Raw genomic sequence first — 12,307 nt, forward strand, 5'->3', positions numbered from 1 at the left:
TGAACCGCCGCCCTGCCCTCTAGTAAGCTCAGGGCCATTCATCGGAGACAGACCATGTTCAACGCCCTCTCAGCGCTTCAAACCGCCAGCGCCCCGCGCTCGGTTGCGGCTGCCCGGGCGAACAGCGTTCAAACTCCGGTCAGCTTTTATTTTGGGTATTGGTTTAGCCACTGGCGCGCCTGATACCCAACCGGCGCCCACTTTAAAACGGGTCGCCTTCCAGAGTTTTCCAAACCCCCGGTCGGCCTCCCGACCGGGGGTTTTGTTTTTCCAGCCCCCTACATTTGCAGCACCAGACAACTTGAGGATTGAGCCATGAACTACGCCACTTATTACCGTTACGACAGTTTTTCCGCCTGGCGATTTACCAGCCACCGCTCGGGACAGCCTGCCGCCTCCGATCGGTCACCTACCGGTGGCAAGTCTCAATTGCGGGCCCATACGGCCAATTGTCGAACACCCCACTAGGACCGGCGCGGGAACGAACCCGCTGCCCGTCCAGGAAGCCAGATCATGAATTCGTCCGTCTCTGCTTTGCCGCTGTCCACGCTCAACCCTGCCAACGAAGCCCTGACCCTGCGTCTGCCAAGCTCGTTGCAACTCAAGCATCAATTGCCGCTCAGCACCGCGTTGAGCCACCAAGTGAGCGCCCATCGCCAGGCCATCCGCGCGATCCTCAACGGCGAAGATGCCCGCCTGCTGGTCATCGTCGGCCCCTGCTCGATCCATGACCCCGAATCCGCCCTCGAATACGCCTCCAACCTGGCCCGCGTGGCCCACGAAGTGAGCGACAGCATGCTGTTGGTCATGCGCGCCTACGTGGAAAAGCCCCGAACGACTGTGGGTTGGAAAGGCCTGGCCTACGATCCCGGCCTGGATGGTAGCGACGACATGGCCACCGGCTTGACCTTGTCCCGGGAGTTGATGCGCGAAATGCTGCAACTGGGCCTGCCCGTCGCCACCGAACTGCTGCAACCCATGGCCGCCAGTTACTTCGATGACCTGCTCAGTTGGGTCGCCATTGGCGCTCGCACCACCGAATCGCAGATCCACCGGGAGATGGCCAGCGGGCTGGGCATGCCGGTGGGGTTCAAGAACGGCACGGACGGCGGGGTCGGCATTGCCTGCGACGCCATGCGCTCAGCGGCCCACCCCCATCGGCATTTCGGTGTCGATAGCCAGGGCCATCCGGCGATCATCCAGACCCCAGGCAACCCCGACACCCACCTGGTGCTGCGCGGCGGCCATCGCGGGCCAAACTATGATCGCCAGAGCGTCACGCAGATACACAGCGACCTGACCCGCCTCAAGATACCCGCCCGGATCATGGTGGACTGCAGCCACGCCAACAGCGGCAAGGACCCGCTGCGTCAACCGCAGGTGTTCAATGACGTGCTGGAACAACGGCTGCAAGGGAACCGCTCCCTGATCGGCATGATGCTCGAAAGCCACCTGTTCGAAGGCTGCCAGCCGCTGGGCCCGTCGATGCGCTACGGCGTCTCGGTCACCGATGGCTGCCTGGGCTGGGAGTCCACCGAGCAGTTGTTGCGCGAGGCTCATCGCAGGTTGCAATTGCCAGCCTGAGGTCCCGAACCCACCTGTCCCTGGAACCAGGGGCAGCATGGGGCCCTTTGTGGGAGCGAGCTTGCTCGCGATGGCGTCAGTTCAGCCAGCCTTGGGTTGCCTGACACACCGTCATCGCGAGCAAGCTCGCTCCCACAAGGATTGCGCGGGACTAGCCTCAGCCCGACGTGCTGGAACGCACCCGGACCGTCACCCACTCGGATCGCTGGCTGACGTCATCCAGGCGCTCGACCTGATAGAACATGCTCACAGACCTGTCGCGCTGGTCCTGCCAGTAACTTGCGGGAATCACAAACATGAGCGGTTTACCTGCCGTGGCCTCGGTGATTTCGCGCTCAAGCACATAAGCGGAGTTGCCATTGCACTGCAACCAGACCAGCTCGCCCGCCTCAAGCCCGGGATCATCGATGACAATCGTCACCCCCTCTTGCAGGTCGTCGACCGCCAGCCAGCCGTCGTTCATCTCCCGAATCTGAAGGGCCTTCAAGGCTGGGCGCTGCAGCGGACCGATGTGCAACGACAAGGGCTCAGCCCGACGCACCGAGTGTCCACGCCTGACGACATAGGTCAGGGCCAGGTCGTGTCCCGAATGGGGCGCGATCAGCGAATGATCGATCCAGAGCGATACCTCACGACCCACCGCATGGGCTTCTATGTCCAGCACATCGCGCCACAGCGCTTTGAAATCCTTGCTGGCCGTCAGGATCAACCGATCGCCGATCGCCATCCTGGCGTAGGGCCGAATGCTCACCCACGTTCCTTCAGGCACCCGACTCGGATCGAGGCTGCCCCTCACCGCATCGTTGGCAATGGCAGGCAGCAGTTGCGGCGAAGCATCGCCGATCTCCAGTTGCAGGTGTTCCGAAAACAGTGTGGCCGGCAACCGCTTGCTCGTCACGTGGTAGGAGATCTCCAGCGAGCCGCCGTCCAACTCGGCGATATGCGGTTCGCGCACGACGAACACGACGTCTCGCCCCACTTGCCGCTCCGTGACGAACCCGGCCACTTCATGCCGGTAGGGTTCGCCATCGTTGTTGAGGCCGTGCCAACGCAGCAACACCTCATCCCCGCAGGTCATCATGGGATAAGGCTTGACAGTCACCACGGCGTTGCGCCAGGCGGGGTTGATCACCCCGTCCCTGGCCGCTGCCAGGACCGGTGGCGGCAGTCTTGTTGCTGGGGTTGAACGGGATCGTTGAAGCGATGGATAGGTGATCATGTACAGGCTCCAGTCCTTGGATGAAGGCACCGTTTGAATAACGGCGCCCAGCGGAACCATTAAAACCCGCTCGCACCAACCCCGCAGCCAGACAAGACGACAGCGCGAGTGGTCCTTGGCGCTCGAACCTGTAGCCGCAAACGACAGCGGTTATAGGAGGCCTCCTACATCCTCAAGTACCGCCGGGTTAGCTCCCATTCTTCCCACTTTTTTTATTCCGGTTTCCCTGGATCAGGGCGGTTTCTTCCTACACCGCACAGGATGAGCCTGCATTAGAGTGAAGTCGCAAACTCAAGGTGAACCTCCTCGAAAAAGGTACGAACATGCAACGGAATGCAACCACTCAATTTCCCATCCTGCTGGTCCATGGGTTGTTCGGGTTTGACAAGATCGGCGGCTTCGAACTTTTCCATGGCATCAAACAGGCCCTACGCGCAGGCGGTGCCCGGGTGTTCATCCCGCACTTGTCAGCCACCCATTCCAACGAAGCCCGGGGCGAACAATTGCTGGTTCAGATCGATCGGGTTCTGGCCGGCACCGGCGCCACCCGGGTCAACCTGATCGGCCACAGCCAGGGTGCGCTGGCCGCCCGGTATGCCGCCGCCCTGGCCCCCGACAAGGTGGCCTCGGTCACCTCGGTCAGCGGCCCCAACCATGGCTCCGAACTGGCCGACTTCCTGCGCAAGGCCCTCACGCCCGGACGGCTGCCAGGACACGTGGCACGGGGCGTCGCCACGCTGTTCGCCGATTTCATCTCGCTGCTGGACGGCCAGGCGCAGCTATCGCCGGCCGCTGTCGCCGCGCTGCCGGCGCTGACCACCGAGGGCGTGGGCGCCTTTAATGACAAGTACCCCCAGGGCCTGCCGAAGCACTGGGGCGGGAACGGTCCGGAACGGGTCAACGGCGTGCGTTACTACTCATGGAGCGGCACGTTGCCAGAGGCGACGGACAAAGAACGAGAGCCTTTGCAGGTTTTCTGCCGCGCCTTTTCCGAATACTTCATCACCGAAGCCGGGCAGAACGACGGCCTGGTCGGGCGCTTCAGTTCGCACTTGGGCAAGGTCATTCGCTCCGACTATCCCATGAACCACCTGGAGGCGATCAGCCCGGGAGGCGGCAAGGCATGCCAGGGGGCAGACCCCACAGAGCTTTACCTGCGCCACGCCGAGCGCCTGCGCAAAGCCGGCCTTTAATCGCCAAGCCCAAGGTTTTGACGCAATTTTGACAACACCCCGTCAATGAATCCGGTAGGCTCAACACCTTTAAATATATCGAAAGGAATTTGCCCCATGGCCAAAGCCACTGCCCGCCACATCCTGGTTGCCACCGAAGACAAGTGCAACGAACTCAAGGCCCAGATCGAAGCCGGTGCCGACTTCGCCGAAGTGGCCAAGGCCAACTCTTCCTGCCCGTCCAGCCGTCAGGGCGGCGACCTGGGTTCGTTCGGCCCGGGCCAGATGGTCAAGGAGTTCGACACCGTGGTGTTCAGCGCACCGATCAACACCGTCCAAGGCCCGGTCAAGACCCAGTTCGGCTACCACCTGCTGGAAGTCACCAGCCGCCAGGACTGATCCCGGTTTATCGGCATAACGGCCCGCCCTTCGGTGGGCCGTTGTGCTTGGGTCTCGCGGGACTGGCGATTCAAGCGCCGCTCGCGTACAAATCGTGTCATCGATCACCCGGCTCTAAGGCTGACAATGCGACTGGCGTTCCCTTCACTGCTATTGATTGCCATGGTCCTGCTGACAGGCGCCGCCGGCGTCGATGCAGCACCGCAACATGCCCTGACCGTCTATGGCGAACCCGCCAAATATGCCGAAGGCTTCGGCCACTTCGCCTACGCCAACCCCCAGGCCCCAAAAGGTGGGACCATGCGCCGCTCGGCCGTGGAGATTGGCCACTTCGACCACATCCTGCCCTACATCGACAAAGGCATCGGCGTCAGCCAGATCGACGGGATGCTCTACTCGCCACTGGCCCAGCGCTCGCTGGATGAACCCTATACCGTCTATGGCCTGGTGGCGCAGAAGATGGAGCGTGCCGACGATGGCCTGTCCCTGCGCTTCTACCTCAACCCCAAGGCCCGCTTCGCCGATGGCAAGCCCATCACCGCCCAGGACGTGCGCTACAGCTTCGAGCTGTTGATGACCCAAGGCAGCCTGCGTTATCGCACCCAGTTCGCGGCGGTCAAGGACGTCGTGGTCGAGGACGAGCGCACCGTGCGCTTCAACTTCAAGAACAACGAAAGCCGCACCCTGCCCTTGGACATCGCCACCCTGCCGGTCCTTCCCGAACATTGGTGGAAGACGCGCGACTTCGCCAACGGCGGCGGCTACGAGGCGCCACTGGGCAGTGGCCCCTACCGGGTGAGCAAGGTCGATTCCGGGCGCAGCATCACGTTCGAGCGCAATGCCGATTGGTGGGGCAAGGATTTGCCGGTCAGTCGTGGGCTCTACAATTTCGACCATTTCAGCATCGAGTATTTTGGCGACACTGACGTTGCCCGCCAGGTGTTGCGTGGCGGCGCCTATGACTACAATCGCGAATTCTCCGCCACCGGCTATGCCATCGGCTACGACGGCCCGGCCCTGCAGGACGGCCGCCTGCAAAAGGCCCACCTGGCCAAAGAGGCGCCCCAGGCCGCCCAGGGTTTTGTCTTCAACCTGCAAAAACCGCAGTTCCAGGACCGCCGCGTGCGCCAGGCCCTGGCCATGCTCTGGGATTTCGAATGGAGCAACCGCCAGATGATGCGCAATGTCTATGTGCGTCAGCAGAGTTACTTCTCCAACACTGACCTCGCCGCCCGAAAACTGCCCGATGCCGGCGAGCTGGCGATTCTGGAGCCGTTGCGCGGACAGATTCCCGACGAAGTCTTCACCCAGGTCTTCCAGGCCCCGAAAACCGATGGCAGCGGGGTGATCCGCGACAAACAATTGCAAGCCCTGGCCCTGTTGGAACAGGCCGGCTGGAAACCCGACGGCGACCGCCTGGTGAATGCCGAGGGCGAACCGCTGAGCTTTACCTTCCTGAACAGCCAGAACGGTATCGACCGCCTGCTGCTGCCCTACAAACGTACCCTGGCGCAAATCGGCATCGACATGAGCATTCGCCGCATCGACGCCTCCCAGTACGTCAATCGCCTGATGAGTCGCGACTACGACATGATCATCACCGGCTACCCCGTCAGCACCTCGCCGGGCATGGAACTCTACAATTACTTCGGTTCGGCGGCCGCCAACGATCCGGGGGCCAACAACTACATGGCCTTGAAGAACCCGGCGGTGGACGCGCTGATCGACGGCCTGGTCAAGGCCAGCACCCAAGCCGACATGCTGCGCCATGCCCACGCCCTGGACCGGGTGCTGCAATGGAATTACTACTGGATCCCCAACTATTACCCGCCGGGCAGCTCGACCGTGTGGTGGAACCGCTTCGGCATGCCCAAGGTTCAGGCCAGCAATGACGAAGCCATCGAAAGCTGGTGGGAAGTGAGCACCACACCGTTGACCAACGAGCAGATGCGCGCCGAACGCATCAGGCGCGGCACACCTGGAGGGCCGCATTGATGTGGGCTTATATCGCGCGGCGCCTGCTGCTGATCATTCCCACGCTGGTGATTATCCTGCTGGTGAACTTCGTCATCGTGCAGGCCGCACCCGGCGGGCCGGTGGAACAGGCCATCGCCCACCTGCAAGGCATCGGCGGCACCAGCGTCGGCGGTTCGGGCAGTGAGATGAGCGGCAATTCCCGCGCCAGTCGCGGCCTGGACCCGCAACTGATCAAGGACATCGAGAAACAATACGGCTTCGATAAACCGGCCCACGAGCGCCTGTGGCTGATGCTCAGCAGCTATGCGCGCCTCGACTTCGGCAAGAGCTTCTTCCGCGGCGCCACGGTCACCGACCTGATCCTGGAAAAGATGCCGGTGACCATCTCCCTCGGGCTCTGGGCGACCTTGATCACGTACCTGGTGTCGATTCCCCTGGGCATTCGCAAGGCCGTGCGTCACGGCTCGGCATTCGACGTATGGAGCAGCACCGCGATCATCATTGGCTACGCCATGCCGGCGTTCCTCTTCGCGATGTTCCTGATCGTGGTGTTCGCTGGCGGCACCTCGCTGAACTGGTTTCCGGTGCGCGGGCTGGTGTCGGACAACTTCGAGTCACTGTCGACGCTGGGCAAGATCGCCGATTATTTCTGGCACCTGGTGCTGCCGGTCACCTCGCTGGTGATCGGCGGCTTCGCCACCCTGACGATCCTGACCAAGAACTCGTTCCTCAATGAAATCACCCGCCAGTACGTGGTCACGGCGCGGGCCAAGGGCATGAGCGAACAGCGGGTGCTCTACGGTCACGTGTTCCGCAATGCGATGCTGCTGGTGGTCTCCGGCATTCCCCAGGCGTTCATCAGCGTGTTCTTTGCCGGCTCCTTGCTGATCGAGGTGATTTTTTCCCTCGATGGGCTGGGGCGCATGAGCTACGAGGCCGCGGTGTCCCGGGATTATCCGGTGGTGTTCGGCTCGCTGTTCATCTTCACGCTGTTCGGCCTGCTGATCAAACTCATCGGCGACCTCTGCTACACCCTGGTGGACCCGCGCATCGACTTCGCCGCGAGGAGCGCCTGATGTTCAAGCTTTCCCCCTTGGGCCGCCGACGCTTCGAGCGTTTCAGGAAAAACCGCCGGGGCTGGTGGTCGTTGTGGCTGTTCATCGGCCTGTTCATCCTGAGCCTGGGCGGCGAGTTGATCGCCAATGACAAGCCACTGGTGGTGAGCTACCAGGGCTCGCTGTATTTCCCGGTATTCAAGCGCCACACCGAGCAGGAATTTGGCGGGCAACTGCCGTTCCAGGCCGACTACCGCAGCAGCTACGTGCAGAACCTGATCCACAAGGACGGCGGCTGGCTGTGGTTTCCACCGATCCCGTTCAGCGACGACACCCCCAACTACGACCTCAACCAACCCGCTCCGAGCCCGCCCTCATCGGTGAACTGGCTGGGCACCGATGACCAGTCCCGGGATGTGCTGGCCCGGGTGATCTTCGGCGCCCGGGTGTCGATCCTGTTCGCCCTGGCCCTGACCGCCATCAGTGCGCTGATCGGCATCGCCGCCGGTGCGTTGCAGGGGTATTACGGCGGCTGGGTGGATCTGCTCGGGCAGCGCCTGCTGGAAGTCTGGTCCGGCCTGCCAGTGCTCTACCTGTTGATCATCCTGTCCGGCTTCGTCGAGCCGAATTTCTGGTGGCTGCTGGGGATCATGGCGCTGTTTTCCTGGCTGGCCCTGGTGGACGTGGTCCGCGCCGAGTTCCTGCGCGGGCGCAACCTGGAGTACGTCAAGGCCGCCAGGGCCCTGGGGCTCAGTGATCGCAAGGTGATCGTGCGGCATATCCTGCCCAACGCGATGAACGCCACCCTGAGCTACCTGCCCTTCATCCTCACCGGGGCAATCTCCACCCTCACCGCCCTGGATTTTCTTGGCTTCGGCATGCCGGCCGGCAGCGCCTCCCTGGGCGAGTTGATCGCCCAGGGCAAACAGAACCTGCAAGCGCCATGGCTGGGGCTGACGGCGTTTTTCACCCTGGCCCTGATTCTTTCCCTGTTGGTGTTTATCGGCGAAGCGTTGCGAGACGCGTTCGACCCACGCTCTTGAAAACAGCCATGAAGCGGAACCTTGAGATGAGCGATAACCTGATCGAAATCCGCGACCTGAGCGTGGCCTTCAACGACCAGACGGTGGTGCGCAACCTGTGCCTGGACATCCGCCCCGGCGAATGCCTGGCCCTGGTGGGCGAGTCGGGCTCGGGCAAGTCGGTGACGGCCCATTCGATCCTGCAATTGCTGCCCGAGAACGAAGCCCACACCAGCGGCAGCATTCGCTATCGCGGCCAGGAACTGGTGGGGGCCGACGCCAAGACCCTGCGGGAGTTGCGCGGCAACCGCATCGCCATGATCTTCCAGGAACCGATGACTTCGCTGAACCCGCTGCACAGCGTCGAAAAGCAGATCGGTGAAACCCTGATGCTGCACCGGGGCCTGGGCGGCAAGGCGGCACGCGAGCGCATTCTGGAGCTGCTGGCCCTGGTGGGGATTCAGAAACCCGCCGAGCGGCTCAAGGCCTATCCCCATCAACTGTCCGGCGGCCAACGGCAACGGGTAATGATCGCCATGGCCCTGGCCTGCGAGCCGGAGCTGTTGATCGCCGACGAACCGACCACGGCGCTGGACGTGACCGTGCAACGCAAAATCCTGCTGTTGCTCAAGTCTTTGCAGCAACGGCTCGGCATGTCCTTGCTGTTGATCAGTCACGACCTGAACCTGGTGCGCAGCATCGCCCAACGGGTGTGCGTGATGAAGGCCGGGGAAATCGTCGAACAGGCGCCTTGCGAAACCCTCTTCAGCGCGCCGAAACACCCCTACAGCTGCGAGCTGTTGCACGCCGAACCGGAAGGCGAGGCCCTGCCCCGGGACGACCGCGAGGACGTGTTGCAGGTACAAGACCTGCGCGTGAGTTTTCCCCTGGGGGGCGGGCTGTTCCGGCGCAAGGAATACTTGCGCGCCGTGGACGGTATCAGCCTGAGCATCCAGCGCGGCAAGACCCTGGGCATCGTCGGCGAATCCGGCTCCGGCAAGTCCACCCTCGGCCAGGCGATCCTGCGGCTGATCGAGTCCGAAGGCAGCATTCGTTTCCAGGGCCAGGCCCTCGATCATCTGTCGCAGAAAGCGCTGCGGCCGTGGCGCAAGCAGATGCAAGTGGTGTTCCAGGACCCGTTCGGCAGCCTCAGCCCACGGATGTCGGTGCAGCAGATCATCAGCGAGGGCCTGGAGGTCCACCAGCCTTCCAGCCCCGAACAGTGTGAAGCCCGAGTGATCCAGGCCCTCAAGGAGGTCGGCCTCGACCCTTCGACCCGTCATCGCTACCCCCACGAGTTCTCCGGCGGCCAGCGCCAGCGCATCGCCATTGCCCGGGCCCTGGTGCTCAAGCCAGCGTTGATTTTGCTGGACGAACCCACCTCGGCACTGGACCGCACCGTGCAGAAACAAGTCGTCGCCCTGCTCCGTCAGCTCCAGCAGAAGTACGACTTGACCTACCTGTTCATCAGCCACGACCTGGCGGTGGTCCGCGCCCTGGCCCACGACATGATCGTGATCAAGGACGGTAAAGTGGTCGAGCAAGGCGCCAGCCAGGACGTGTTCGACTCACCCCAGCATCCCTACACCAAGGAGCTGTTGGCGGCGGCGCATCCCGGGTAATCCTGTCAGCTTGCCGGATTGCGTGCCATGACGATCCACGCCGCGCCGTCCATCATCACCGACCGCTCGCCAGGGAGGCCCGCGAAGACGGCACGAACCGCGGCCCAGGCGCGGGCGCGAATGTCGTCGGACTGATCAGCTAACACAAGCGACAATGGGCCGCCCTCGAACGCCATCTTCACCGCGTCGTCGATCGCCGCGTCCCGCGTCCCGCCCTCGCCGAACGGGATGGCAGCATCAAAGGGCGCGATAGTGATATCGGTGAAGCCGGCCCTCGTCAGGATGCGTGTCAGCCGCCCCCGGTCGCCGAACGAGAACGGGCCGGGAGCTTCGGGACCGGGCGGCGCGGGGAGCGGGACGATGTCCTTGATTGCGGCCATCGGCAAGCGCACCCAATCGTTCTCGGCCACGCCACGCCAGCAGACGAAAGCGACCCGCCCGCCCGGCAGCAGCGCGTGTCGCATATGGGCGAAGGCCCCTGTGGGGTCGTCGAAGAACATGACTCCGAAGCGCGAGAACAGGATGTCGAACGCACCCTCGGGCAGCTCGGCGCTGCTGGCGTCGGCGACCCGGAACTGGGCCGGCGTATCCTGTGGCGCCAGTGCGCGCGCTCGACCGATCAGCGGTTCGGATATGTCCACGCCCAGCACATGGCCGCCCGCGCCGACGCGGGAGGCCAGAGCCAGACTCGACGCGCCCGCGCCGCAGCCGATATCCAGCACGCGTTCGCCCATGGCGGGCGCGGCGGCTTCGATCGCGGCCTGGCCGAATACCGCAAACATGGCGTCGAGCCGGGCCTGGTTGGCGGCCCAGTACTCACCGCTTTGGCCATTCCAGTCGGCGACTTGATGGGCATTTTGCTCTGTCATGACATCTCCTCGTCTTGAGTCGTTCTTCAGGCCACGCAAAAGCCGGGGACGGCGACCTTCTGGAACAGGTGCGGGCTGGCCACAACGGATGACGGATATGCAGGAAGTTTCGCGAGGAACGCGGGATCAGTGAAGGCGGCGCGGACCGCCTCGGTGGATTCCCACACCACATAGTTCAGGTAAGTCGGGCTATCGCCGATCGCTCGATGCAGTTGCATGGAAATGAAGCCCGGTTGCTTCGTTATGACCTCGGCAGCTGCCTTGAAAGCGTCCAGGAAGCCCGCTTCATCGGCGGGATCGACGACCGTGAAGAGGTTGATCAGCACGAGAGGCGCGGCCGCGATACCGAGTTGGCGGTCAAATGGAAATTTCTCGTCTAGAGGTTTGAATGGTTTTATGGCGGGCATGGCGGCGCTCCTGTTTATTGTGCAATTGAAACTGGGGAGATCGATGCTGCTTGCCCTCAAACCAGCATCGACTGCTGAGCGGAGATGCCCGCCGTCGCGCCCTGCCATGATGCCGTGGTGACCGAGGGCATTGCCGGGTTGGCGAGGTCGCCGGCGGCGTAGATGCCGGGCACGCTGGTTTCGCGGCGCTCGTCGACCTTGAGGACGATGCCTTGGGGCGTATCGACCGTGGCGAGGCCCAGCGATTCATGCAGGCGTGCGGACGGCTTGTTGCGCGGATGCGCGAACAGGATGTCGACCGCGACAGAGGGGCCGACGTCGAGCCTGACGGTGGCGTTATGGGTCTCGTCATGATCAATTTCGGTGATCCGGCCATCGACGACAGGGATGCCACGGCGCGCCAGATCGGCCCGGATGTCGGGTGAAATGTCGTGACCATTGGCGAAGACCGTCAACGTGTCAGTCCAATCGTGGTACAGCCTGACGTAGTTGTGCGACATTGGGCCGGACCAGACGAGGCCCCAATGCCGGCCGGCAACTTCAAAGCCGTCGCAATAAGGGCAAGGCACGATGGAGGAGCCCCAGCCTTCGGTAAAGCCAAGAACTTCAGGCATCTGGTCGACGACGCCATAGCTCAGGATCAGGCGGCGCGCCCTGAGGGTTTCGCCCTCGCTCGTGAGGACGGAGAAATCGTCGATGGCGCCGGAGACGCTCTCGGCCCGGGCATTGACCAGTTGGATCGTGGAATAGCGTGCCAACTGCTGCCGCGCCTCGGCCAGGATCTCCAGCGGTGGCTTGTGGTCGTGGCCGAGCAGGCCATGGGAGTGGTCGGCGAAGCGATTGCGCGGCAGGCCGGTATCGAGAACGGTGACCTTGCGGCGGGCACGGCCGAGCTGCAGGGCGGCGGCGAGCCCGGCAAAGCTGCCGCCGATGATGATGACGTCATTCATGGTGATGGGCTCCGCGTATGGATGAAGGAAG

At 63.2% G+C, this 12,307-nt stretch carries 11 protein-coding genes; 7 read left to right on the plus strand and 4 right to left on the minus strand.

The window, feature by feature from the left end; genetic code table 11:
- The first annotated feature begins 513 nt into the window (after positions 1-513).
- Positions 514-1,584, plus strand: a complete 1,071-nt coding sequence (locus BM317_RS17590) for a 3-deoxy-7-phosphoheptulonate synthase (protein WP_092475441.1) — start codon at positions 514-516, stop codon at positions 1,582-1,584.
- Between the two features lie 157 nt (positions 1,585-1,741).
- Here BM317_RS17590 and BM317_RS17595 read toward each other — a convergent pair whose 3' ends face one another.
- Complete coding sequence (locus BM317_RS17595) at positions 1,742-2,803, minus strand: hypothetical protein (RefSeq protein WP_256574162.1); 1,062 nt, start codon at positions 2,801-2,803, stop codon at positions 1,742-1,744.
- A 323-nt stretch (positions 2,804-3,126) separates the two neighbouring features.
- Between BM317_RS17595 and BM317_RS17600 the strand changes: the two genes are divergently transcribed.
- From BM317_RS17600 to BM317_RS17625, 6 genes are all read left to right on the plus strand, one after another.
- Positions 3,127-3,996: a lipase family alpha/beta hydrolase gene (locus BM317_RS17600; protein ID WP_092170251.1), complete on the plus strand. Its 870-nt coding sequence runs from the start codon at positions 3,127-3,129 to the stop codon at positions 3,994-3,996.
- A gap of 96 nt (positions 3,997-4,092) precedes the next feature.
- Positions 4,093-4,374, plus strand: coding sequence for a peptidylprolyl isomerase (locus tag BM317_RS17605; RefSeq protein ID WP_060738094.1), 282 nt, complete (start codon positions 4,093-4,095; stop codon positions 4,372-4,374).
- 126 nt (positions 4,375-4,500) lie between these two features.
- The gene (locus tag BM317_RS17610; protein WP_092475445.1) at positions 4,501-6,369 is read left to right on the plus strand and encodes an extracellular solute-binding protein; all 1,869 of its coding nucleotides are present in this window, start codon (positions 4,501-4,503) and stop codon (positions 6,367-6,369) included.
- Positions 6,369-7,427 carry a microcin C ABC transporter permease YejB gene (locus BM317_RS17615; RefSeq protein ID WP_092170259.1) on the plus strand — a complete coding sequence of 353 codons (1,059 nt, stop codon included), beginning with the start codon at positions 6,369-6,371 and terminating at the stop codon, positions 7,425-7,427. The genes BM317_RS17610 and BM317_RS17615 overlap by 1 nt, the downstream gene beginning before the upstream one ends.
- The gene (locus BM317_RS17620; RefSeq protein WP_092170264.1) at positions 7,427-8,449 is read left to right on the plus strand and encodes an ABC transporter permease; all 1,023 of its coding nucleotides are present in this window, start codon (positions 7,427-7,429) and stop codon (positions 8,447-8,449) included. The genes BM317_RS17615 and BM317_RS17620 overlap by 1 nt, the downstream gene beginning before the upstream one ends.
- Positions 8,450-8,475: 26 nt before the next feature.
- The gene (locus BM317_RS17625) at positions 8,476-10,050 is read left to right on the plus strand and encodes an ABC transporter ATP-binding protein (protein ID WP_092475490.1); all 1,575 of its coding nucleotides are present in this window, start codon (positions 8,476-8,478) and stop codon (positions 10,048-10,050) included.
- 5 nt (positions 10,051-10,055) lie between these two features.
- On the opposite strand, the gene BM317_RS17630 is transcribed toward BM317_RS17625, so the two are convergent.
- The 3 genes from BM317_RS17630 to BM317_RS17640 are packed head-to-tail and all read right to left on the minus strand — an operon-like array spanning position 10,056 to position 12,276.
- Positions 10,056-10,919, minus strand: a complete 864-nt coding sequence (locus tag BM317_RS17630; RefSeq protein ID WP_092475447.1) for a class I SAM-dependent methyltransferase — start codon at positions 10,917-10,919, stop codon at positions 10,056-10,058.
- A gap of 26 nt (positions 10,920-10,945) precedes the next feature.
- Entirely contained in the window at positions 10,946-11,326 is a 381-nt protein-coding gene (locus BM317_RS17635) for an antibiotic biosynthesis monooxygenase family protein (RefSeq protein WP_092170273.1), read from the minus strand.
- A gap of 56 nt (positions 11,327-11,382) precedes the next feature.
- Positions 11,383-12,276 (minus strand): NAD(P)/FAD-dependent oxidoreductase, encoded by an 894-nt coding sequence (locus BM317_RS17640; protein ID WP_092475450.1) that lies wholly within the window; start codon positions 12,274-12,276, stop codon positions 11,383-11,385.
- Positions 12,277-12,307 lie beyond the last annotated feature (31 nt).

Origin of the sequence: Pseudomonas sp. NFACC24-1 (assembly GCF_900115235.1) — a bacterium.
GTDB classification, from domain to species: Bacteria; Pseudomonadota; Gammaproteobacteria; order Pseudomonadales; family Pseudomonadaceae; genus Aquipseudomonas; species Aquipseudomonas fluorescens_AA.

What these genes read in the sequence shown, in the direction of transcription:
- BM317_RS17590 (WP_092475441.1), top strand. Translation starts at nt 514, where the DNA reads ATGAATTCGTCCGTCTCTGCTTTGCCGCTGTCCACGCTCAACCCTGCC.
- BM317_RS17595 (WP_256574162.1), bottom strand. Translation starts at nt 2,803, where the DNA reads ATGATCACCTATCCATCGCTTCAACGATCCCGTTCAACCCCAGCAACA.
- BM317_RS17600 (WP_092170251.1), top strand. Translation starts at nt 3,127, where the DNA reads ATGCAACGGAATGCAACCACTCAATTTCCCATCCTGCTGGTCCATGGG.
- BM317_RS17605 (WP_060738094.1), top strand. Translation starts at nt 4,093, where the DNA reads ATGGCCAAAGCCACTGCCCGCCACATCCTGGTTGCCACCGAAGACAAG.
- BM317_RS17610 (WP_092475445.1), top strand. Translation starts at nt 4,501, where the DNA reads ATGCGACTGGCGTTCCCTTCACTGCTATTGATTGCCATGGTCCTGCTG.
- BM317_RS17615 (WP_092170259.1), top strand. Translation starts at nt 6,369, where the DNA reads ATGTGGGCTTATATCGCGCGGCGCCTGCTGCTGATCATTCCCACGCTG.
- BM317_RS17620 (WP_092170264.1), top strand. Translation starts at nt 7,427, where the DNA reads ATGTTCAAGCTTTCCCCCTTGGGCCGCCGACGCTTCGAGCGTTTCAGG.
- BM317_RS17625 (WP_092475490.1), top strand. Translation starts at nt 8,476, where the DNA reads ATGAGCGATAACCTGATCGAAATCCGCGACCTGAGCGTGGCCTTCAAC.
- BM317_RS17630 (WP_092475447.1), bottom strand. Translation starts at nt 10,919, where the DNA reads ATGACAGAGCAAAATGCCCATCAAGTCGCCGACTGGAATGGCCAAAGC.
- BM317_RS17635 (WP_092170273.1), bottom strand. Translation starts at nt 11,326, where the DNA reads ATGCCCGCCATAAAACCATTCAAACCTCTAGACGAGAAATTTCCATTT.
- BM317_RS17640 (WP_092475450.1), bottom strand. Translation starts at nt 12,276, where the DNA reads ATGAATGACGTCATCATCATCGGCGGCAGCTTTGCCGGGCTCGCCGCC.